Source organism: Xanthomonas sp. NCPPB 1325, from assembly GCF_041477645.2.
GTDB lineage: Bacteria > Pseudomonadota > Gammaproteobacteria > Xanthomonadales > Xanthomonadaceae > Xanthomonas > Xanthomonas cannabis.
In genome coordinates, this window is sequence record NZ_CM192985.1 from 1,578,095 (window position 1) to 1,599,881 (window position 21,787).

Consider the following 21,787-nt stretch of genomic DNA (forward strand, 5'->3'; position numbering starts at 1 on the left):
GCGTTTCAAGACAGTTCTCCGATGCTCAGCCCTGGCGCGGCGCCAGCCCGGCCAGCATGACAGCTCGCGACCGGGCGAGGCATGAGGGAGCGAGGTGCTGCGCGCGGTGGCATGCCCTCCGCGACCGCACCGATCTGCGTCGGTGGACGTCTGCCACGCCGCTGCAACATTGCTGACATATCGTGCGCGCGGCGCCATGCTGCGCCTCCCTCCGGCATGCCCATGCCGAACGCACTCACTTCCGCGTCTCATCCCAAGGATCCTCCCGCATGTCGTTGTACTCGTCTGTCTCCCCGTCGCTGACGTCCGCCCCGCACGCCGCTGCTCGCAGCACCGCTCCGCAGCGCACGCCGCTGGCGCGTGCCTGCGCCGGGCTGCTGCTGGCCTCGATGGCGGCCGCCGCATCGGCGCAGCAAGCGCCGAGCAGCCAGGGCGAGGGTAGCCCGACCGCGCTGGATGCCGTCACCGTCACCGCCGAGCACCGCGAGCAGAACCTGCAGGAAGTGCCGGTGTCGGTGGGCGTGGTGCAGGGCGCGGCGATGCGCGAGTACACCGCCGGTGGCGACGACACGCTGCTGGCGCTGTCCGGCCGCGTGCCAGGCTTCTATGCCGAGACCACCACCGGGCGCATCTTCCCGCGCTTCTATATCCGCGGCCTGGGCAATATCGACTTCTACCTGGGCGCCTCGCAGCCGGTGTCCATCATCCAGGACGACGTGGTGCTGGAGCACGTGGTGCTCAAGTCCAACCCGGTCTACGACGTGGACCAGGTCGAAGTGCTGCGCGGCCCGCAAGGCACTCTGTTCGGCCGCAATACCACCGCCGGCATCGTCAAGTTCGACACCGTCAAACCGGGCGATACCTATACCGGCCGTCTCGATGCCAGCTACGGCAGCTACAACAGCGTGTCGCTGGACGGCGGTTTCGGTGGGCCGATCAACGACGTGCTGTCGTTCCGCGTGTCGGCCCTGTACCAGCACCGCGACGATTGGGTGGACAACACCTTTGCCGGCAGCAGCGCCGATGGCACGCGTACCCCGCGCAAGGACGCGATGGGCGGCTACAACGACCGCAATGTGCGCCTGCAGGTGCTGCTCAAGCCCAGCGATGCGTTCTCGTTGCTGGGCTCGGTGCACACGCGCGACTACGACGGCACCTCCACGCTGTTCCTGCGCAACGCGGTCACCCGCGGCAGCGACAAGGTCGATGTGCCGCGCGACCGCGTGGCCTACGATGAAGCGCACGACAACCCGCAGGCCTATCAAACCGACGGCGGCTCGATCAAGGCGGTCTACGATTTCGGTGGCGTGTCGCTGACCTCCATCACCGCCTACGAAACCACCTCCGGCTTCAGCCGTGGCGACACCGATGGTGGCGCGGCTGCCAATTTCCCGGTCAACGGCGTGCCGAACGGGTTCGGCCAGTCGATGGGGCAGATCCGCGACCTGGACCAGTACACCCAGGAGTTGCGCCTGGCCAGCGAAGGCGACGCCGCGCTGCAATGGCAGATGGGCGCGTTCTATTTCGATGGCCGCGACACCACCGATTTCTATCAGCGTGCCTTCTTCCTGCAGACCGCCGCGCGTAACCCGAACAACTGGGTGCGGCTGCGCAACACCAATACCTCCTGGGCCGGCTTCGGCCAGCTCAGCTACAAGGCCACCGACGCGCTGACGCTCACCGCCGGTATCCGCCAGACCAAGGACACCAAGCAAACCCGCCTGCTCAAGACCGCCGACACCGCTGCCGGTGCGGTGACCTACCGTGGCCGCCGCGACGTGCGCATGTCCGACACCCAGCCCAGCTGGGACCTGAGCGCGATGTATGCAATCGACCCGCAGCTGAGCGTGTACGCACGTGTGGCACGCGGCTTTCGTGGCCCCACCATCCAGGGCCGCAGCGCGGTGTTCAATTCGGATTTCACCACCGCCGATTCGGAAACCATCCTGTCGTGGGAGGCCGGCATCAAGAGCAGCCTGTTCGACAATCGCCTGCGTTTGAATGTCAGCGGCTTCACCTACACCGTCGATGACATCCAGCTCAACGGCAACGACTCGGACGGCAATGGTGTGCTGTTCAATGCCGACAAGGCCAAGGCCTACGGTCTGGAAGCGGACCTGGACTGGCGCCCGATCTCCAACCTGTCGCTGACCGCCGGCCTGAGCCTGCTGCACAGCGAAATCAACGACAAGCGCGTGTTCGCGCAGGCCTGCGCGCTCAATGGCGTGGTGGTGTGCACGGTCAACGACCCCACTATCCGCGTGGGTGCCAACACCTTTGCGCAGATCGACGGCAACCCGTTGCCCAATGCGCCCAAGTACAACCTCAACCTGGCTGCGCGCTACGACATCCCTATGGGCAACGATGGCGCGTTCTTCGTGTCCACCGACTGGAACAAGCAGGGCGAAACCAGCTTCGTGCTGTACGACTCCACCGAGTTCCGCGCCGACGGCAACTTCGAAGGCGGCCTCAAGCTGGGTTACACCGGGGGCTACGGTGCGTGGGAAGTGGCGGCTTTTGCGCGCAACATCACCAACGAAAAGAACGTCAAGGGCGTGATCGAAAACTACATGGCGGCGGTGTACAACGAGCCGCGCATCGTGGGCGTGTCGGTCAACGTCAACTGGCAATAATGGGTTGACATGGTGAGTGCAGTCACTGCGGTGGATGCGTCGCAGTGATATTGCCGTGTGTCCATAGGCCAGCTGCGTGCATGCGCAGCTGGCCTTTCTGTTGCCTCATCGATTGCTCAGGACCGACCGCACCCAGCTGACGATCTGCGCACTGCTCACTGCACCGGAATGCCGGCCGATCTCATGCCCGCCCTGGATGACCAGCAACGTGGGGATGCTGCGGATGCCAAAGCGCGTGCCCAGCGCCGGATGCAGGTCGGTGTCCACCTTGGCCAGCCGCACCTGTGGTTCCAGCGTGGCGGCGGCTGCGGCAAATTGCGGCGCCATGTTCAGGCACGGCCCGCACCACGGTGCCCAGAAATCCACCACCAGCGGCAGCGTGCTGCGTACCGCGTACTTGTCGAAGTCGGCCGCCGACAGGGCGACCGGCGCGCGCTGGAACAGCGGCCGGTGGCAGCTGCCGCAGTTGGGCGCCTCGTGCAGGCGCGTGGCCGCCACGCGGTTCATCGCCGCGCAGCTGGGGCAGGCGATCAGAAGCGGTGCGTCGGTCATGCAGTGATCTCCGATGGTCAGGCAGTCCAGCGGCGGCGCCCTCGCGGCGCGCGCAACGGCGCACCGCCAGTGTACCGATCACGGCGCAGGCGCTTGTGTGCAACACTCCAGGCGAGCTGGCACTGCCGATGGCGGCATGCAGGTGGCAGTGCCGCCATCGCCCGGCATCACTCAGGCCGGTTGGCCCAAGGCCACCACCGGCACGAAGCCACCATAGATCATGCGCCTGCCATCGAACGGCATCGGGTTGACGGCCGGGTCCATGCGCGGGTCGTCCATCATCTTGCGCATGCCGGCATCGCGGGTGGCCTTGTCTGGCCATTCGATCCACGAGAACACCACGGTTTCGTCGTCGGTGGCATCGACCGCACGCTGGAAGTCGGTCCATTGCCCCTGCTGGACGTCGTCGCCCCAGCACTCCACCACGCGCAGTGCGCCATATTCCATGATGATTGCATCGCCCATGCGGGCGTGCGCGATAAATGCATCCTTGTTCGCTCTGGGGACTGCAAGGACGAAACCATCCACATACGACATGACCACCTCCGCTGACATGACGCACGGCGTGCGCCTGATGATGACGAGACAGGTCCTGATGCCGGAACGGGGGGCGGCAGGAGTAGGGCGGCGTCACGACGCCGGTGCGCTTGCTGGCGAGCATACGGCGCATTGCGTTGCCGAGCACTGCTCGCGCTCGCATAAGACGTGTGACGTGTCGAGCTCGCCCGGCGGGCGATTGCCTGCCAATCACTGCTGGATTGGAGAACGGATCAGTCCACCAGCGACAGCGCACAGCCCCGCGTCAGGCGGCCCGGCCGCCGTTGCCGCCGTCGACAAATACATCGAGCACGGAGCCGCTTCGGCGACGCGCGATGGTGCAGGCAAGCGCGATCTTACCCAGCGCAACGCCTGCTGCGCTCACGCCGCCAGGTTGTGCCGCCGCAGCCTGGCCTCGAACACCACGTCGCCGTCTTCGTTGCGGGCCTGCAGCGTGCCGCCGTGTGCCTTGACGAACTGATCGGCAATGAACAGTCCCAGGCCCAAGCCCTGGCTGGCGTGGAAACTCGCCTTGAACGGCTCGAACAGGCGCGGCATCAGGCTGTCGGGAATGTGCCCGGCATTGCGCACCGACAGCCGCACGACGTCGCGCTCGCGGCCGTCCAGGTGCACCTGCACCGGGTGGCGGCCGCCGTGCAGCACCGCGTTGCCCACCAGATTGGAGACGACCTGCGCCAGCCGGTCGCCATCGCCGTCGCCGTCCAGGTCGCCCTCGGTGCGCAGGTCGATGGTGGTATGCGGGTTGGCCTGGGCCACCTCGCCGACCACGCTGTGCGCCACCTCGCCGAGGTTGCAGGGACCGAACTGCATCGACAATCCATCGGTGCGCAGGCGCGAGAAATCCAGCAGCTGTTCGACCATGCGCGCCATGCGCCGTGCGCTGTTTTCCAGGTGTTCGAGCGTGCGCGCCGCCGATCCGTCGGCATCCACGTCCAGGCTCAGCTTGTCGGCGCACAGCAGGATCACCGACAGCGGCGTGCGCAGGTCGTGGGTGAGCACCGCCATCATGGTTTCATTGAGGGTGAGCGCGCGTTCCAGCGAAGCATTGCGTGCCTTGAGCAGGCGCCGCTGCTGGTACAACTCGATGAACACGTTGACCTTGCTCAGGATCACATGCGGTTCGATCGGCTTGTGCAGGAAATCCACCGCGCCGGTCTCGTACCCCTGGAAGGCACGCATCGGATCGTTCGGCGAGGCGGTCAGGAAAATGATCGGCACATGCCGGGTGCGCTGCGAACCGCGCATCAATTCCGCCAGCGAAAACCCGTCCATCTCCGGCATGTGCACATCGAGCAGTGCCAGCGCCACATCGTGTTCGAGCAGCAACTCCAGTGCTTGCGCACCTGACGATGCGCACAGCACCTGGATGCCGTCGCGCTGCAACAGCGCCTGCATGGCCACCAGGTTCTGCGGCACGTCATCGACGATCAACAGCTTGGCGGGTTCGTCGCTGTGTGCAGCGAGGCCGGTCGCGGTGAGGTTCATGGATGAAAGGTTTCCAGTCGGCTGCAGATCGCCTGCAGGGTCAGCACCGCATCGGCACCGGCGTGGGCAAGTGCAGAGGCGGGCATCAGCGGGGAGGCGGCATCGTCGGGCAGCTGGATCCAGGCGGTGCCGCCGGCCGCGCGCACGGCGGCCACACCGGCGCTGCCGTCGCTGCTGGCGCCGGTGAGCAGGATCGCCAGCAGGCGCTCGGCAAACACGTCCGCGGCCGATTCGAACAACGGGTCGATGGCCGGGCGCGAAAACAGCACCGGCGCATCCATCGACAGCGCCAGGCTGTCGCGGCTTTCCACCAGCAGATGGTAGTCGGGCGGGGCAATGGTGACCGTGCCGGGCAGCAAGGGTTGCTTGTCTTCGGCCTCGCGCACCGGCAGCGCGCAGCGCGCATCCAGCAGTTCGGCCACGTGGCTGGCGCGGTCGCGCGGCAGATGCAGCACCACCAGGACCGGCATCGGCAGGTTGCCGGGCAGGCGCGACAACAGCGCCTGCAACGCCATCACGCCGCCGGCGGATGCGCCGATCACCATCGCCTCGAAGGGCGGATGCGCCGCTGCAGTGCTCATGCGGCCTTCCGGTACAGGCGCTGCTCGCGTGCGCAGGTCTCGAACGCCTGTGCATGCGCGCCGAACTGCAGCGACTCCTTGCTGCCCAGCCCGAGAAACCCGCGGTGCACCAGCGCATCGAAGAACAGGCCCACAGCGCGATCCTGCAGGCTGCGGTTGAAATAGATCAGCACATTGCGGCACGACACCAGATGCACTTCGGAAAACACCGTGTCGGTGGCCAGGCTGTGATCGGCGAAGACGATATTGCGCTTCAGTCGGCGGTCGAACACCGCACCGTCGTAGGCGGTGGTGTAGTAATCCGACAGCGAGCCACGGCCGCCGGCCTCCAGGTAGTTGCGGCTGAACTGCGCGATGCGGTCGATGCCATAGGCGCCGGCCTCGGCCATGGTCAGCGCCTCCGGATTGATGTCGGTGGCATAGATCACCGCCCGCTCCAGCAAGCCTTCCTCGTGCAGCAGGATCGCCAGCGACCAGACTTCTTCGCCGGTGCTGCATCCGGCCACCCACAGCTTGATCGAGGGATAGGTGCGCAGGACCGGCACTGCATGCTCGCGCAGCACGCGGAAGTAGGCCGGGTCGCGGAACATTTCCGAGACCTGCACGGTGAAGAACTGCATCGCCTGCGCAAACGCATCCGGCTCGTGCAGCAGCCGGTGTTGCAGATCGGCCACCCGCTCGCATTCGAAGCGCGCCATCGCGTGACGCATGCGTCGCCGCAGCGACGACACCGCGTAGTCGCGGAAGTCGTAGTGATAGCGCTGGTAGACCGCTTCCAGCAACACGCGCAGCTCCAGGTCGAACAGCTCCACCGGAGTCATTGCCGCGAGCACCACACGCGACACAGCGACACCAGCTTGTCCACGTCGATGGGCTTGGCGATGTAGTCGTTGGCACCGGCCTCCAGGCAGCGTTCGCGGTCGTCGGCCATCGCCTTGGCGGTCAGCGCGATGATCGGCAGATCCTGCCACTGGCGGTTGGCACGGATCTGCCGCATCGCGGTGATGCCATCCATCTCCGGCATCATGATGTCCATCAGCACCAGGTCCACGTCGTGCTTGGCCAGATGCTCCAACGCCTCGCGGCCATTGCGTGCGATCTGCAGCGTGACGCCCAGCGGTTCGAGCACGCTGGACAGCGCAAAGATGTTGCGCACATCGTCTTCGGCCAGCAATACGGTGGCGCCGTCGAGTACCGCATCGCGGCGACGCGCCTCGCGCAGCAGCCGTTGCTGGTCGCTCGGCAGCGAGGCTTCCACGCTGTGCAGGAACAGCGTCACTTCGTCGAGCAGCCGCTCCGGCGACCGCACGCCCTTGATGATGATGCTCTTGGAATACCGGCGCAGGCGCTGTTCTTCGTCGCGCGTCAAGGCACGGCCGGTGTAGACGATCACCGGCGGGAAGGCGACCGCATCGTTGCCGGCCATGCGTTCCAGCAGGTCGTAGCCGCTGCCGTCCGGCAGGGCCAGGTCGGTCACCATGCAGTCGAAGGTGGAGCCGGCCAGCTGCTCCATCGCCTCGGCAATGCTGCCGACCGCGACGATGTCCAGCTGATCGCGCGCCAGCAGCAATTGCAGGTTCGCGCGCAGCGCGCTGTCGTCTTCGACGATCAGCAGGCGCCGCACCGCGCGCGCATTGGTTTCTTCCAGCTGGCGGATCGCACCGGCCAGCCGCTCGCGCGTGGCCGGCTTGATCAGATACCCCACCGCACCCAGCTCCAGTGCAATCTGGCTGCGCTCCAGCGCCGACACCACATGCACCGGGATATGGCGCGTGGCCGGGTCGCGCTTGAGGCGTTCGAGCACGCTCAGACCGGAGGCGTCCGGCAGGCCGATGTCCAGCAGGATGCCGCTGGGGCGCAGTTCGCCGGCAAGGCGCAGCGCTTCTTCGGCATTGGGCGCGACCACGCAGTCGAAGTCCAGTTCATGCGCCAGATCGACCAGGGCCTGCGCAAACCGGGTCTCGTCTTCCACCGCCATGATCAGCCGCCCGGGGCGCGTACGCTGGTCGCGATCGTCGTCTGCACGTTGCAGCGGCGCGGCGCTGGGCGCGGGAATCGGCAGCGGCTGCGGCGGGCTGGCGATGGCGACGGCCTCGCTGCTGCGCGCGGGCACGCGGGCGCCGTCGTGCGGGTGCCGCTGCGCCGTGATGACGGGGGGCGATGCGGTGGCCGCGCCGGGTGCCTGGGCCGCAGTGCCGGTCTCTGCGGGTGCGCCGTCGACGGGCAGTTCCAGCGTGAAGCAGCTGCCGCGTCCCGGTTCGCTGTCCACCGCGATGCTGCCACCCATGCGTTGCGCAAGATCGCGCGAGATCGACAGGCCCAGCCCGGTGCCGCCATAGCGCCGCCGCGTGCTGCCATCGGCCTGACGGAATGCCTCGAAGATCACCTCCGTCTGTTCGCGCGCGATGCCGATACCGGTGTCGTTGACCTTGAACAGCACGCGCCCTGGCGCATGCGCCTGCACCGACAGGCTCACCGTGCCATGCTCGGTGAACTTGATCGCATTGGCCAGCAGGTTCTTGAGGATCTGCTGCAGACGTTGGTTGTCCACCACCAGCTGGGTCGGCGCACCGGCGTCGGCGCCGATCTCCAGGCTCAGGCCTTTTTGCCGTGCCAACGGTTCGAAGGTCTCGCGCAGCCGCTGCAGCACCGAACCGGTCGCCACGGTTTCGTCGGCCAGCTCCACGTGCCCGGCTTCAATCTTGGACAGGTCCAGGATGTCGTTGATCAGCGCAAGCAGATCGTTGTTGGACGACAGGATTGCCTGGGCGTACTTGACCTGTTCGGTGCTGAGCGTGCCGTCCTTGTTGTCGGCCAGCAGCTTGGCCAGGATCAGTGCGCTATTGAGCGGGGTGCGCAGCTCATGCGACATGTTGGCCAGAAACTCGGACTTGTAGCGCGAGGCGGTGGACAACTCGTTGCTGTTGCGCACCAGCTGATTCTGCGCGATCAACAAGGCCTGTTTCTGCGCCTCCAGCGCCTGGGTGCGTTCTTCCAGCTGCACGTTGGTCTGTTCCAGCTCGGCCTGCTGTTGCTCCAGATCGCTCTGCGATTGCTGCAGGCTGCGGCTTTGTTCTTCCAGCTCTTCGTTGGCAACGCGCAGTTCTTCCTGCTGCGTCTGCAGCTCTTCGCTCTGGCGTTGGGTCTCTTCCAGCAAGGCCACCAGCTGCGCACGCAGCAGCGCGGTGCGCAGCGCCAGGCCGATGTTTTCACCGCAACGGGCAAGCAGCTCCTGTTCGCGCGAACCGGCCGTCTGCGCGCCGGTGACGCGGCCCAGTTCCACCAGGCCGATCACGCGGCCGTCGGCGGTGACCGGCGCCAGCAGCAGTTCCGTGCATGCGCTCTGGCCCAGCCCGGAGGCAATCTGCAGATGCCCGGCCTCCACCCCACGCACCCGGCGCACCGTGCCACGCTGCAGCACCTCGCCCCATTGGCCGGCATTGGTCGGCAGGGTCTTCGGGATATCTGCCGGCAGCGCCGCGCCGCCGGTGAGCCGCAGGCGCTCGCCTTCGATGCGATACAGCGCGCCCACCTGCGCATCCAGCGTGTCGCACAGCGCGCGCAGGGCAGCGTCGGCCAGATCTTCCGGGCTTTGATCGCCGCGCAGGCTCGCCTCGACGGTGTTCTCGGCCTGCTGCAGCCACAGCGCGAATTCGGCCTGGCGCCGGGCACGGATTGCCTGCGTCACCACCAGCGCCATCGCCAGGAACGACACGCCACCGATGCTGCGGTTGATCGAGGAAAAACTTGAATTGGTGCTCGGCGGCGCCAGCTGGAACCCGATCGCCAACAGCACGCACGACAGCACACCCACCACCAGCGGCGCCTGCGGGCGATTCTGGAAAACGGTCACGCCCACGGCCATGAAATAGGTCAGCCACACCGCATAACCCAGGGGCGTCACCAACTCCACGCCCAGGGTTCCCGCCATCAAGGCCCCCGCGATGACCCACACCCAGCGGTCGCGTGTGGTCGAGATGTTCTGCATGAGGCGCACGCACCGACGAAAGGGGGCAGTCATGGTATCCGATAAGTTTCACGCGCCAATCGCCGGGTTTTTGACGCTTTTGCGGCCGGGTTGGCTTGCACGTACCCTTCACGGCAACGTCACTAACGTCGCGCGTTTTTCCGGGAACCTCGCGCAAATGGGTACGGAAACGGTCATCGACAACGCGGGCCCGCTGTCGCACGACAGCCGGCAGTGCCAGCTGTTGGTGCAGAGCGTTTCCGATTACGCCATCTACATGCTCGACATCGGCGGGTATGTTCGCAGCTGGAACCCGGGCGGCGAGCGGATCAAGGGCTATTCCGCCGCCGAAGTGCTCGGCTCGCATTTTTCGCGTTTCTATCTTCCCGAAGACGTGCAGCGCGACGAGCCCGCCCGCAACCTGGAAATTGCCAAGCGCCAGGGGCGCCTTGCCGCCGAAGGCTGGCGTGTGCGCAAGGACGGCAGCCGTTTCTGGGCCAGCGTGGTGATCGAGCCGGTGCTGGAATTCGGCGTGCTGGTGGGGTTTGCCAAGATCACCCGTGACATCACCGAGCGCCACGAAGCGCAGCGCCTGCTGCAACATGCCCAGGAGGCCTTGTTGCACTCGCAGAAAACCGAGGCGCTGGGCCGGCTGACGCTGGGCATGGCGCACGACTTCAACAACCTGCTCACCGTGATGGTGACCAGCCTCGACCTGATCGCGTTGCGCGCCGGCGAGGATGCGCGCACCCGCATGTTGGTGGAGGCCGCACAGACCGCCGTGGATCGCGGCACCCTGCTGACGCGCCAGTTGCTTGCGTTTGCGCGCGGCCAGCGCCTGATTCCGGAACGTCACGCGGCCAACGCGGTGGTGACGCGCTCGCTGGAATTGTTGCGCCGCGCCTGCCCGGCAGGCGTCGGGTTGTCGCTGACCTTCGCCGATGCGCTGCCGGATGTGCGCGTGGACCCCGGGCAGCTGGAAGCGGCCCTGCTCAATCTGGTCTTCAACAGCTGCGATGCAATGCCCGGCGGTGGCGCGATCGAGCTGACTACTGCCGCGCAACGGCGCGCGGCGCCCTCCGATCCGCACGGCGTGCCACGTGCATACGTCGGCATCGCGGTGCGCGACGACGGCCCCGGCATGTCGGCGCAGGTGGCGCGTTGCGCCAGCGAGCCGTTTTTCACCACCAAAGATGTCGGCAAGGGCTCCGGCCTGGGATTGAGCCAGGTGTATGGCTTTGCTTCCCAATCCGGCGGCTTTGTCGAGCTTGACACCGCACCCGGGTGCGGCACCACCGTGACCCTGTTTCTTCCGGCCATCGAGGAGGCCGAGCATGACTGAATCCCTGCGCCTGTTGATGGTGGAAGATCAAGAAGAACTGCGCGAGTTGATCGGCGAGGCGCTGCGCGATGCCGGCATCCGTGTCGACACCGCCGACGACGGGCATGGTGCATTGCGCATGCTGCGCGACAGCGGCCCCTACGATGTGGTGTTCAGCGACATCCGCATGCCCAATGGCATGTCGGGTATCGAACTGAGCGAGCAGGTGGCGCAACTGCTGCCGGACGCGCGCGTCATCCTGGCTTCGGGCTTTGCCAAGGCGCAGCTGCCGCCACTGCCGCCGCACGTGGATTTCCTTCCCAAACCCTATCGCCTGCGTCAGCTCATCGACATGCTGAAGGGCGCTGCCGCCAACGCCTGAACGCGTGCGGCAGCGTTGCAACGGCGGCTCAGCGACTCTGGTAGTAAACCTGGTCGATGGCGATCTCCACCGGCGCTGCCGGCGCATCGGCCGCCAGCATGAAGGGCTGTCTGACCGCCTGCAGATCCAGGTCGTGGAATGCGCCGAGCGGGATCGTGACCTCGTGCCAGGCACCATCGCGCACCACGCCGTACTGATTGCCACCGGGCGCAATGGCCACCCAGCTGTCGCCGAAGCTGGTGTTGATGCCGATCCTGAAGGGGGAGGCGGTCGTGGTCTTCACCTGCAGTTTGAGCGCGCCGCCCGCATAGGCCGCCAGATTGCGGTAATCGCTCTGGATCCCCAACCCGTACCAGGCACCGGCGTTGGCACGGTAGGCCATCACGTTGCGGCCCTCGAACGGCGCCTGCGCGATCGGGGTGAGGTTGTTCCACAGGTACAGCTCGGCATCCTGGCCAAGGGTCAGTCCTGCGCTGGTGTCGGTCTGGTCGGTGAATACGCCGAAGCGTCCCGCCGGCGCGGCATGCTGGTTGCCTACGTACAGCTGCGCCCCGGGGTTTTGATACAGCCGGATGTAGTCCACTTCCATCTTGCCCGGCAGCGGCGCGGTCACTGCGGCCGGCGAGGTCACGCCGGTATAGGTGCCTCCGACGGCGAGATTGAGCAGCAGGTAGTGCTGCTGATGGAACTCGTGCAACGAGGCGCCCTCGATATTGGAGATCGCAAATTCGAAATAGTGCTGGCCATCGATCGAAATACGGATGAATTGCGGGTCCCAGGTCATGCGATACACATGGAAATCGTTGTGCAGGTTCACCGGGCTGGTGTAGCTGGTGTCGTAATCGGCTTGCGAGCCGTTGTAGTCCCAGTGCACGGCCGCGCCGATGCGGCGGTTGACGGTGCCGTTGGCGATCGCGGCAGCCATGCCGGCTTCCATCAGATCGATTTCACCGCGCCCGGGCCACACGCCGATCGTGCCCAGCATCCAGTAGGCCGGCCAGAGCCCGTTGCCCACCACCGGTGTCTTGATGCGCGCTTCCAGCGTGCCGTACTGGAAGTGCATGCGGCCTTCGGTCTTGAGCCGCGCCGACGTGAACGGCATTCCGCCGAAGGCTTCGCGACGCGCTTCGATCACCAGCCGGCCATTTTCGATGCGCGCGTTGTCGGGGCGGCTGGTGTAGTACTGCATCTCGCCATTGCCCCAACCGCACAGGCCGATCTGACAGCCATTGCCGACATCGTAGGTCCACTTGCTGCCGTCGATGCCGGGCCCGTTGAAGTTGTCTTCCCACACCAGTGTCTGCGCATGCGCACCCGGTGTCAGGGCCATGCCCAGCACAACAGCGAACTGCACGGTGACGCTACGTAAGGCGCGCATGCGTGTCTCCAACGATGGACCGGACGGTCCGTGGAGGAGCGACGCTGCGCAGTGGCTACGTCGGAGTCAACGCAATTGAACGCGGCGTTTCAGTTCCGTGGTGTTCATTCCGGAATATTTCATCATTGGCATGACGCCGGTCGCAGATGGCGCCTGCGGCATGTTGCGTGGCAACAGCGGCGGACGGGAGTGGGCATGCGTGTTGCGTGCCGTCGCGCAGTCGTACGCCGAGCGATGGGAGGTGCATCGTGTTGAAGCGGTTGCAAGCGCATGCGGGGCAGCCGTGCGCGCTGCCTTCGTCCAGGCACGCGATCGCCGCATGCGTTCGAGGCGACACCCCCGTGGCGATAGGCAAACAGCGCGGTGCGCCTCGTCAGTGCCCTGCGTGCACGGTCCAGGCCACCAGGCGGATCACCAGCGGCCGCACCACCAGCACGCAGCAGAACGCGGTAGGCATGGCGATGCGATAGGCATCGAGCGCGCGCCACACCAGGTCCGGCGTGGGCCCGGTGGTGATGCCGGTGATGACCAGGCACATCAGCAGCGCCATGATCGCGGCCATGTAGAGCGCAAACACGAAGGGCGTGGCGCGCGCGCCGAGCTTCCAGCGCGGGCGCACCATCGCAGACGAAGAGGGGGACGACGACATGGCAGGACCTCGGTTGCCGCACAGCGGCGGGATGGCCGAACTCTAGGGCAGCCGTGGCGCACGGGGTAGATCGCGTAAGCTTGCGGCTTACGTAAGTAAATCTTACGAATCGCGCCGCGATACTTGCTCAACTAATGAATATTCTTCAGTCGATTCGAAGCTTTGTCGGCACGGTCGATGCCGGCAGCATTGCCGGCGGGGCCAAGCTGCTCGGCGTCAGCCCTGCGGCGGTCAGCCAGAACATCGCGCGTCTGGAGCAGCACCTGGGCGTGCGTTTGCTGCATCGAACCACCCGCAGCCTGGCACTGACCGAGCGCGGCGCGGTGTACTTCGAGCAGGTGCGGCAGCTGGAGCGTGACCTGGAGCGTGCCCGGCAACTGGTGGCCGGCCCGCAGCAGGCACCGGCAGGCCGATTGCGCGTGGCCAGCACCGCCGCGTTCGCGCGTCATGTGCTGGCCCCGATGCTGCCGGCGCTGCGCCAGCAGTACCCGCAGCTGGAGATCGAGCTGCTGTGCACCGACCGGGTGGTGCAGCACGCGCAGGAAAGCGTGGATGTCAGCCTGCGCATCGAGGCGCAACTGGAAGACGGCCTGGTGGCGCGCTGTATCGCGCAGGTGCCGTTCGTGGTGTGCGCCGCGCCCGAGTATCTGGCCCGCTGCGGCACACCGACGCGGCCGGACGAGCTGAAGTATCACGACTGCCTGCTGCTGCGCTATCCGGCCGATGGCCGCTTCCTGCGCTGGAACTTCATACGCGACGGCGTGCGTTTCCAGCCTCAGCTTGGCCAGGCGCTGGTCAGCGACGACGTCGATGCGCTGGCCACCATGGCCGCTGCCGGTGGCGGCATCACGCGGCTGGCCGCATTCGTCGTGCAACCGTACCTGCAGCGCGGCCAGCTGCAGCAGCTGTTCACCCCCGACAGCGCCGACACCGGCCAGGCCGCACTCGAACCATTGCGCCTGTATCTGTGCGTGGCCGACCGCCGCGACTTCACCCCGAAGGTGCGCGCCTTCATGGAGCACGTACTGCAGCGCCTGCCACCGGACTGGCGGCTGACCGAGCCGGCATTGGTGCCGGGCTCGGCGTAGAACCGCAGCAGCGCAGCGACCGGCGGCGTTGCTCCAGGCATGCCGGAGGCCGACCCGACACCTGCAGACGCCTCGACAGCGGCACGCCTGTCGAGCGATCTCATGCCGCGTCAGTCCAGCCTGAGCATCACCACCGCATGCGCGGGCAGTGCCACCGTCAAGGCTTTGCCCTGCACGCGTGCACCGTTGAACGGCCTTGGCTCCACCACATGCGGCTGCGCGAAGCTGTTGTGCGCGGTGATCGCCGCCGCACTGAGGATCTGTCCTTCCACATGCTGCGGCGCAAGGCCTTGCACGTCCACGCTGACGTTGGCGGGTGCAGTTGCGTCCAGGTTGGTCAGCGCGACATACACATGGCCATCTTTTGCCTTGACTGCCGAGCCGTGCACCGCCGGCACCTGCGTATTGCCGTGGCGGTAGTGCGGTGTCTGCAACTGCAGCGGCAGGTGGGTGGCGTCCTGATAGGGCTTGTACAGGGCGAACACGTGGTAGGTCGGCGTCAGCACCATCTTGTCGCCATCGGTAAGAATCATCGCCTGCAACACGTTGACCATCTGCGCGATATTGGCCATGCGCACGCGCTCGGCGTGGTTGCTGAAGATGTCGATATTCAATGCCGCCACCAGGGCATCGCGCAGGCTGTTCTGCTGATGCAGGAATCCCGGGTTTGCGCCGGGCAGGCCGGCGTACCAGGTGCCCCATTCGTCGACCACCAGCGCCACCTTCTTGCCGGGGTCGTATTTGTCCATGATCGCGCTGTGCCTGGTGATCAATTCGTCCATCACCAGCGTGCGCGACAGCGTGTCGATCCAGGCGCTTTCGTCGAAATCGGTCGAGGAGGCGCGCGGCGGCCAGCCACCGGGCACCGTGTAGTAATGCAGGCTCAGGCCGTCCATCAGCGTGCCGGCTTCGCGCATCATCACCTCGGTCCAGTGATAGTCGTCGTTGTTGGGGCCGGGCGCGATCTTGCGCAGCGTCTGATTGGCCGGCGCCTTGACGAAGGTCTGGTAGCGCCGATACACGTCGGCGGCATATTCCACCCGCATGTTGCCGCCGCAACCCCACAGCTCGTTGCCCACGCCGAAGTAGGGCACCTGCCAGGGCGCATCGCGGCCGTTGGCGCGGCGCTCGCTGGCCAGGCTGGAGCGGGTGTCGGCGGTCATGTATTCGGTCCACTGCGCGATCTCGTCCGGCGCCGCATTGCCGACATTGCCGGCGATATAGGCCTGGGTGCCGAGCAGCTCGGTGAAGTCCATGAACTCATGGGTGCCGAAGCGATTGGACTCTTCCACGCCGCCCCAGTGCGTGTTGACGCGGATCGGGCGCCTGGCCGGCGCGCCGACACCGTCGCGCCAGTGGTATTCGTCGGCAAAGCAGCCGCCCGGCCAGCGGATGTTGGGCACCGCGATGGCCTTCAACGCCGCGAGCACGTCGTTGCGGTAGCCGCGCGTGTTGGGAATGGAGGCGTCCTCGCCCACCCACACGCCGCCATAGATGCCGGTACCCAGGTGTTCGGCAAACTGCCCGAACAGCTGCCGCGACACCTGTGCACCGGGTTGGTCCGCACGCAAGCTACCGGTCACCTCGACCTCGGCAGCGCAGGCGATGCAGGCACTGGTCGCCAGGGTGACGGCAACGAGCGCGGGCAGCAGCCGCCGGCGTGAGGTCTGCAACGCGAGGGAGATCCAATGCATCGGCGGGGCGCTCCTGTAGGGGTGGGTCGAGGTGTTGGCGCACTGCCGGCGCAGCCGCATGCCGGTAGCGTAGTGGCAGTGGTGGTGCTGTGTCGCTGCATCGCGTTCGCCGCTGGCGAACCCTGCCGCGCCCGCGCGATGCGGTGCGGCCTGGTCGTCGTTCGGCAGGCCAGGATGTGCGCGAGGGCATGGTCGGCGGACGCGCGACGCGGCTATGCTCGCGGGCTTCCATCCGCAGTGGGGCGATTCATGCAGCGAGTGTTCGGGCAGTTGCCAGACGGTGTCGAGGTTCACGCGCTCAGCTTGCGCAGCGACGACGGGCTGGAGGCGGACGTCCTCACCTACGGCGGCATCCTGCACGCGCTGCGGCTGACCACCGCGCAGGGCGTGGTGCCGCTGCTGCTGGGTCTGCCGGACCTGCCTGCCTACGCCGCCGATGGCGACAGCCTCAACATCCTGGTGGGCCGCTTCGGCAATCGTATCGGCGGTGCACGCTATACGTTGGACGGGGTGACCCACACGCTGGCCGCCAACGAGGGGCGCAATCAGTTGCACGGCGGCGAGCGCGGGTTCGGGCGGCGGGTCTGGACGGTACTGGAGCAGGCACCGGATCAGGTGCTGCTGGGCTACGACTCGCCCGACGGCGAAGAGGGCTACCCCGGCAATCTGCAGGTGCGCGCCCGGCTTGCGCTGCAGCAGCGCAGCCTGCATCTGGACTTCGAAGCCCGCTGCGACGCGGCCACGCCGTTGAACCTGACCCATCACCCGTATTTCAATCTGTCCGGCGACCCGCAGCGGCGTGCCGCAGCGCAGGTGCTGCGGGTGCCTGCCGACCGCTATCTCCCGGTGGACGCAGAATCCATCCCGACCGGGGAGATCGCGTCGGTGGCCGGCACACCGTTCGATTTCCGCGACCCGGCCGCGCTGGCCGAGCGGATCGACCCGGCGCATCCGCAGGTCGTGCTCGGCAAGGGCTATGACCAGTGTCTGGTGCTGGCGCCAGGCGCCGACCGGGTCGCCGAGCTGTACTCGCCGCACAGTGGCGTGGCCATGCGCATCCTCAGCGACGCGCCGGCGGTGCAGGTCTACGAGGGGCAGCATCTGGACGCGCATCATCCGGGCCTGGGCCGCGGGGTGTGCCTGGAACCGCAGAGCTACCCGGACGCCCCCAACCACGCCAACTTTCCTTCGACCATCCTGCGTCCCGGTGAGGTTCATCGCCGCCGCATCGTCTATCGCTTCGCCACGCCAGGCCCGGACCAGCCGTGGGAGGCGGTCAGCGCTGCACTCGATGGCTGAGCAGCGCTGACAGGGTCCAGGCAGATGCCCTGAATCCGCCGACCCACGCATTGCGCAACCATCGGGCAGGCGCGACCGATGTCGAGGGGCGGCACGGGTCCTGCGTCCTTGTGGCTGGTCCGCGCCGTCCGTGCCGTCCGTGCACCGCGCAACCGCGTGTCAGCCGACCGCCGGCGCGGCTTGTTCGCGTCTGTCGGTTCGGGCCGAATCGCCGGGGTGATCTCTGGTCAGGTGCGGTACGTCACACGGGCACCGGGTCTGCAGGACACAAGCGGCCGGCCACGTGCAGGACTCGCTGCATGGCAGGCAGCGCCCGCCTGCGCGATCAGCGCGGCCCCAGCACCAGTTCGATCACGAACTTGCTGCCGAAGAACGACAGCACCAGCAGCGCCATGGCGGTCAGCGTCCAGTGCACGGCCTTGGTGCCGCGCCAGCCATTACGCCAGCGGCCGACCAGCAGCGCGCCAAACACGATCCACGACAGGATGCTGAGCACGGTCTTGTGCAGCAATCGTTGCGCCAGGAAATCCTGCACGAACAGCAGCCCGGTCAGCAGGGTCAGGCTCAGCAACACGAAGCCGACGGTGATCGTGCGGAACAGCAGGGTTTCCAGTTCGGTCAACGGAGGCAGCGCGCGCAGCCAGGGATGGAAGTCGCGCCGCCGCAACGCCCGCTCCTGCAGCCACAGCATGATGGCCAGCAGGGCGGCGATGCCCAGGGTGGCGTAGGCCAGCAGCGCCATCCAGGCGTGCAGTTCCAGCCGCCAGCCCAGGTCTGCGCTCGGCTCATGGCCGTAGGCGTGGTAACAGGCCAGCAGGATCGCCGACAACGGAAACACCACCACGCCCACCGCGGCCATGCGGCCGCGCCCGCCGAACACCGCGGTCAACGCCGCCATGCCCAGGCCGGTCAGCGACAGCGCGGCAAAGAAATGCATGTCCGGCCCGCCCGCGGTGCGGAACGCCACCACCACGTGATAGCCGGCGTGCAGCGCAACTGCAGCCAGCGCCGGCGCCAACCAGCGCGCAGGGGCCTGGTTGCCATCGCGCAGCACCGCCCGGGTGAGCAGGGCGGCAGCCAGCAGGTACAGGGCGAACGCGATGAGAACGATTGTCATCGTGGAAGTTTCGCATATTGGTGGGGCGGGGATTCGGGAATCGGGATTCGGGAAAGCCGGGCAGGGGGTGGGGATGGGCGGGCAGGCAAGTGTGCTGGTTGGTAGCGAGTGGGTATGGGTAAGCCTGCCTGCGGGCGTGGCCGCTGACGTCGGGTCTCTGCGGTGCTGCTGCCCTGGTTGCAGGGACTGCCGAGCCGGAGGGATTTGCCCTGGATTGGCTCGCTTCGGCCGGCGGGTCGATTGGGGCGGGGCGTTGGCTGGTGCCGCTATAATCGGTGCCCGTTTCCCCTCACGCGGTCCCTTGCGCATGTTCGAGTCCCTTACCCAACGTCTCTCCGGCACCATGGAGCGCCTGCGCGGCCGCGGCCGCCTGACCGAGGAGAACATCCGCGAAGCCACCCGTGAAGTGCGCATCGCGCTGCTGGAAGCCGACGTCGCGCTGCCGGTGGTGCAGGCGCTGATCGAACGCATCAAGGTGCGCGCGGTGGGCCAGGAAGTGCTCAAGTCGCTGACCCCCGGCCAGGCGCTAATCAAGATCGTGCGCGACGAGCTCACCGCGGTCATGGGCGCGGCGGCGGCCGACCTCAACCTCAACGTGCCGGCGCCGGCGATCATCCTGATGGCCGGCCTGCAGGGTGCGGGCAAGACCACCACGGTCGGCAAGCTCGCCAAGCATCTGAAGGAAAAGCGCAAGAAAAAGGTCATGGTGGTCTCGGCCGACGTCTACCGACCGGCCGCGATCGAGCAGCTCAAGACCCTGGCCGAGCAGGTCGGCGTGCTGTTCTTCCCGTCCGACGCCTCGCAGAAGCCGGTCGATATCGTGCGCGCCGCCATCAGCGACGCACGCAAGTCGTTTGCCGACGTGCTGCTGGTCGATACCGCCGGTCGCCTGGCGATCGATCAGGCGATGATGGACGAGATCAAGGCGCTGCACGCCGCGATCACCCCCACCGAAACCCTGTTCGTGGTCGATGCGATGACCGGCCAGGACGCGGCCAACACCGCCAAGGCCTTTGGCGAGGCGCTGCCGCTGACCGGCGTGGTGCTGACCAAGACCGACGGCGACGCCCGTGGCGGTGCCGCGCTGAGCGTGCGCTACATCACCGGCAAGCCGATCAAGTTCGTCGGTACCGGCGAAAAGACCGACGGCCTGGATGTGTTCCATCCCGATCGCGTCGCCAGCCGCATCCTGGACATGGGCGACGTGCTGTCGCTGGTGGAGCAGGTCGAGCACAGCGTCGATCAGGAAAAGGCCGCCAAGCTCGCTGCCAAGGTCGCCAAGGGCAAGAAGTTCGACCTCAACGACATGAAAGAGCAGCTCGAGCAGATGCAGAACATGGGTGGCATCCATGGGCTGATGGACAAGCTGCCGGGCATGGGCCAGATCCCGGACAACGTCAAGCAGCAGGTCACCGGCAAGGAAGTGCCGCGCATGATTGCCATCATCAATTCGATGACCAAGAAGGAGCGCCGCAACCCGGCGTTGCTCAATGGCTCGCGCCGTGCCCGCATCGCACGCGGCTCGGGCATGCAGCCGGCCGACGTCAACAAGCTGATGAAGCAGTACCAGCAGATGGAAAAGATGATGGGCAAGCTGGCCGGCGGCGGCATGAAGGGCCTGATGCGCAACATGAAGGGCATGATGGGTGCCATGGGCGGCCGCGGCGGCATGCCGTTCCGTTGAGCAACCTGCGCAGGTCGCGCGCGCTGTGAGCACATCCGCAGGCGCGCACTGCGTGCATCTGGCGCTGGCCCTCGTGCTGGCGTGGCAGCTAACGGCAGGGTGGGCGTTACTGCCGGCAAGCGTTGTGTTGTGGTTGTGTATCGCACTGGTGGTCGCAGGAATCGACCGCCTGTTTGGCGCGCGGCCGGTCGTAGCACCGGCGTCGACCCCCACCTCCGACGCGCAGGGTGGCGGCACTGGCGGCGGCATCGGCGGTACGCCGGCCATCGCTCGCCTGCCGCGACGCGACGCAGCCGCCAAACGCGTCGTCGCGCAGCACGTGCACGACACGTCGGTGCGCCAGTGGCGGCGCCATATCGTCGACGTGGCGCCATACGAAGAAGAACGCTACCCGCGGCAGGACATCTGCACCACGGTCGAGGTGTTCCTGCGTGCGGGCGACCATCTCGTGCTGGCGTTCCATCCTGCCAACGATGCTGCAGGTGTAGCCGCGTGGCGCGGCGATGTATGGCACCCGGGTGGCACGCAATCGCAGTGGTGGGAGGTGCCCGCCGATGGCGAGGTGGACGTGCCGGTCACCCGCTCCGGGGTGTATTCGATCGGCATCGGCCAGGCCTATGGAACGTGCCCCGGCGTGGTCGCGCTTTGGCTGCGCGTGCCCGAGCCGGATCGGCTGGCACTGCCGCTGCAGCCCACGTTCGGGTCGGCCATGCGATACGCGCGTCGTGACGACGGCGCGGCGGTGGTGCATCTCGAAGACGACGCACAGCTGCAGTCGCAGGCGCATCTGCCGTCAGTGCCCGTGCACGGCGCGCCCGCTGGCTCGAGGTTGTTGTTCGCCAGTGCCGACGATGCCTGGGATGTGTCCGCAGGTTCCGATCCAGCATCGTCGTGGCGTGCCGAAAACACCCATCTTTACCGTTACTTCCTGCGCCTGAGCCAGGGCGACGTGCTGACGCTGGAACTGGCCTGGGCCGGCGAGCACTTCGATCGCCCGTTGCCGTTGCCCGATCAATGCACCGGTCGCACGCAGGGCGAGGTGCGTGTGTTCAAGCTCGTGCGTGGGCCGGATCTGGTGCATGCATGGGCGAGCGCGGCACCGGCCGCCTGCATGCAGATGACCTGTCCTGTCGATGGCGATTACTGCCTGGAACTGCGGCTGTTCGGCCCGCCGGCATGGCGCCAGCAAGCCGTTACTGCAGTTGTCGACCTGCGCGTGTGGGGTGATTACCTGCAGCGTCCTCTGAGCTTGCGTGCGTTCGCGTTGCAGGATGTCTGGGTCGAAGACTGGTACCGGCAAGTGATGCCGGTGCCGGTGGATTGAGAGAGTGAAGAACGAACCACTGTGCTCGGCGCCACATGGGGCGGCCGGAGCTCGCTGCGGCATGTAGCAGCGGTA

17 protein-coding genes are annotated in these 21,787 nt (G+C 66.8%); 7 read left to right on the forward strand and 10 right to left on the reverse strand.

Features of this window, described 5'->3' with window-relative positions:
• Window positions 1–269: 269 nt before the first annotated feature.
• Entirely contained in the window at window positions 270–2,633 is a 2,364-nt protein-coding gene (locus ACCQ10_RS06575) for a TonB-dependent receptor (protein WP_372362554.1), read from the forward strand.
• A gap of 105 nt (window positions 2,634–2,738) precedes the next feature.
• On the opposite strand, the gene trxC is transcribed toward ACCQ10_RS06575, so the two are convergent.
• The 6 genes from trxC to ACCQ10_RS06605 form a co-directional block, all read right to left on the reverse strand.
• A complete protein-coding gene (gene trxC, locus ACCQ10_RS06580; RefSeq protein WP_372362555.1) occupies window positions 2,739–3,185 on the reverse strand; it encodes a thioredoxin TrxC in 447 nt (148 codons plus the stop codon).
• A 171-nt stretch (window positions 3,186–3,356) separates the two neighbouring features.
• Window positions 3,357–3,722 carry a DUF1428 domain-containing protein gene (locus ACCQ10_RS06585; RefSeq protein ID WP_372362556.1) on the reverse strand — a complete coding sequence of 122 codons (366 nt, stop codon included), beginning with the start codon at window positions 3,720–3,722 and terminating at the stop codon, window positions 3,357–3,359.
• A 381-nt stretch (window positions 3,723–4,103) separates the two neighbouring features.
• Window positions 4,104–5,228 (reverse strand): hybrid sensor histidine kinase/response regulator, encoded by a 1,125-nt coding sequence (locus ACCQ10_RS06590; protein ID WP_039410116.1) that lies wholly within the window; start codon window positions 5,226–5,228, stop codon window positions 4,104–4,106.
• Window positions 5,225–5,809 carry a chemotaxis protein CheB gene (locus tag ACCQ10_RS06595; protein ID WP_166750543.1) on the reverse strand — a complete coding sequence of 195 codons (585 nt, stop codon included), beginning with the start codon at window positions 5,807–5,809 and terminating at the stop codon, window positions 5,225–5,227. The genes ACCQ10_RS06590 and ACCQ10_RS06595 overlap by 4 nt, the downstream gene beginning before the upstream one ends.
• Window positions 5,806–6,654 (reverse strand): CheR family methyltransferase, encoded by an 849-nt coding sequence (locus tag ACCQ10_RS06600; protein WP_372362557.1) that lies wholly within the window; start codon window positions 6,652–6,654, stop codon window positions 5,806–5,808. The genes ACCQ10_RS06595 and ACCQ10_RS06600 overlap by 4 nt, the downstream gene beginning before the upstream one ends.
• Window positions 6,627–9,797: a response regulator gene (locus ACCQ10_RS06605; protein WP_372362558.1), complete on the reverse strand. Its 3,171-nt coding sequence runs from the start codon at window positions 9,795–9,797 to the stop codon at window positions 6,627–6,629. The genes ACCQ10_RS06600 and ACCQ10_RS06605 overlap by 28 nt, the downstream gene beginning before the upstream one ends.
• Window positions 9,798–9,954: 157 nt before the next feature.
• Here ACCQ10_RS06605 and ACCQ10_RS06610 point away from each other — a divergent pair, with 157 nt between their 5' ends.
• The gene (locus ACCQ10_RS06610) at window positions 9,955–11,118 is read left to right on the forward strand and encodes a PAS domain-containing hybrid sensor histidine kinase/response regulator family protein (protein ID WP_372362559.1); all 1,164 of its coding nucleotides are present in this window, start codon (window positions 9,955–9,957) and stop codon (window positions 11,116–11,118) included.
• Window positions 11,111–11,479, forward strand: a complete 369-nt coding sequence (locus tag ACCQ10_RS06615) for a response regulator (protein ID WP_372362560.1) — start codon at window positions 11,111–11,113, stop codon at window positions 11,477–11,479. The genes ACCQ10_RS06610 and ACCQ10_RS06615 overlap by 8 nt, the downstream gene beginning before the upstream one ends.
• Before the next feature lie 28 nt (window positions 11,480–11,507).
• On the opposite strand, the gene ACCQ10_RS06620 is transcribed toward ACCQ10_RS06615, so the two are convergent.
• A complete protein-coding gene (locus tag ACCQ10_RS06620) occupies window positions 11,508–12,857 on the reverse strand; it encodes a glycoside hydrolase family 16 protein (RefSeq protein ID WP_372362561.1) in 1,350 nt (449 codons plus the stop codon).
• Between the two features lie 373 nt (window positions 12,858–13,230).
• Window positions 13,231–13,506 carry a DUF2798 domain-containing protein gene (locus ACCQ10_RS06625; protein WP_372362562.1) on the reverse strand — a complete coding sequence of 92 codons (276 nt, stop codon included), beginning with the start codon at window positions 13,504–13,506 and terminating at the stop codon, window positions 13,231–13,233.
• 134 nt (window positions 13,507–13,640) lie between these two features.
• On the opposite strand from ACCQ10_RS06625, the gene ACCQ10_RS06630 reads away from it, so the two are divergent.
• A complete protein-coding gene (locus ACCQ10_RS06630; protein ID WP_372362563.1) occupies window positions 13,641–14,594 on the forward strand; it encodes a LysR family transcriptional regulator in 954 nt (317 codons plus the stop codon).
• Between the two features lie 110 nt (window positions 14,595–14,704).
• On the opposite strand, the gene ACCQ10_RS06635 is transcribed toward ACCQ10_RS06630, so the two are convergent.
• Window positions 14,705–16,288, reverse strand: coding sequence for an alpha-N-arabinofuranosidase (locus tag ACCQ10_RS06635; protein ID WP_372362564.1), 1,584 nt, complete (start codon window positions 16,286–16,288; stop codon window positions 14,705–14,707).
• A gap of 249 nt (window positions 16,289–16,537) precedes the next feature.
• On the opposite strand from ACCQ10_RS06635, the gene ACCQ10_RS06640 reads away from it, so the two are divergent.
• A complete protein-coding gene (locus ACCQ10_RS06640) occupies window positions 16,538–17,587 on the forward strand; it encodes an aldose epimerase family protein (RefSeq protein WP_372362565.1) in 1,050 nt (349 codons plus the stop codon).
• Window positions 17,588–17,912: 325 nt separating this feature from the next.
• Here the strand turns inward: ACCQ10_RS06640 and ACCQ10_RS06645 are convergent, their stop codons facing one another.
• Window positions 17,913–18,704: a cytochrome C assembly family protein gene (locus ACCQ10_RS06645; protein ID WP_372362566.1), complete on the reverse strand. Its 792-nt coding sequence runs from the start codon at window positions 18,702–18,704 to the stop codon at window positions 17,913–17,915.
• 307 nt (window positions 18,705–19,011) lie between these two features.
• Between ACCQ10_RS06645 and ffh the strand changes: the two genes are divergently transcribed.
• Both ffh and ACCQ10_RS06655 read left to right on the forward strand, forming a co-directional pair.
• Complete coding sequence (ffh, locus tag ACCQ10_RS06650) at window positions 19,012–20,388, forward strand: signal recognition particle protein (RefSeq protein WP_047694273.1); 1,377 nt, start codon at window positions 19,012–19,014, stop codon at window positions 20,386–20,388.
• A 25-nt stretch (window positions 20,389–20,413) separates the two neighbouring features.
• Window positions 20,414–21,712 carry a hypothetical protein gene (locus ACCQ10_RS06655; protein ID WP_372362567.1) on the forward strand — a complete coding sequence of 433 codons (1,299 nt, stop codon included), beginning with the start codon at window positions 20,414–20,416 and terminating at the stop codon, window positions 21,710–21,712.
• Window positions 21,713–21,787 lie beyond the last annotated feature (75 nt).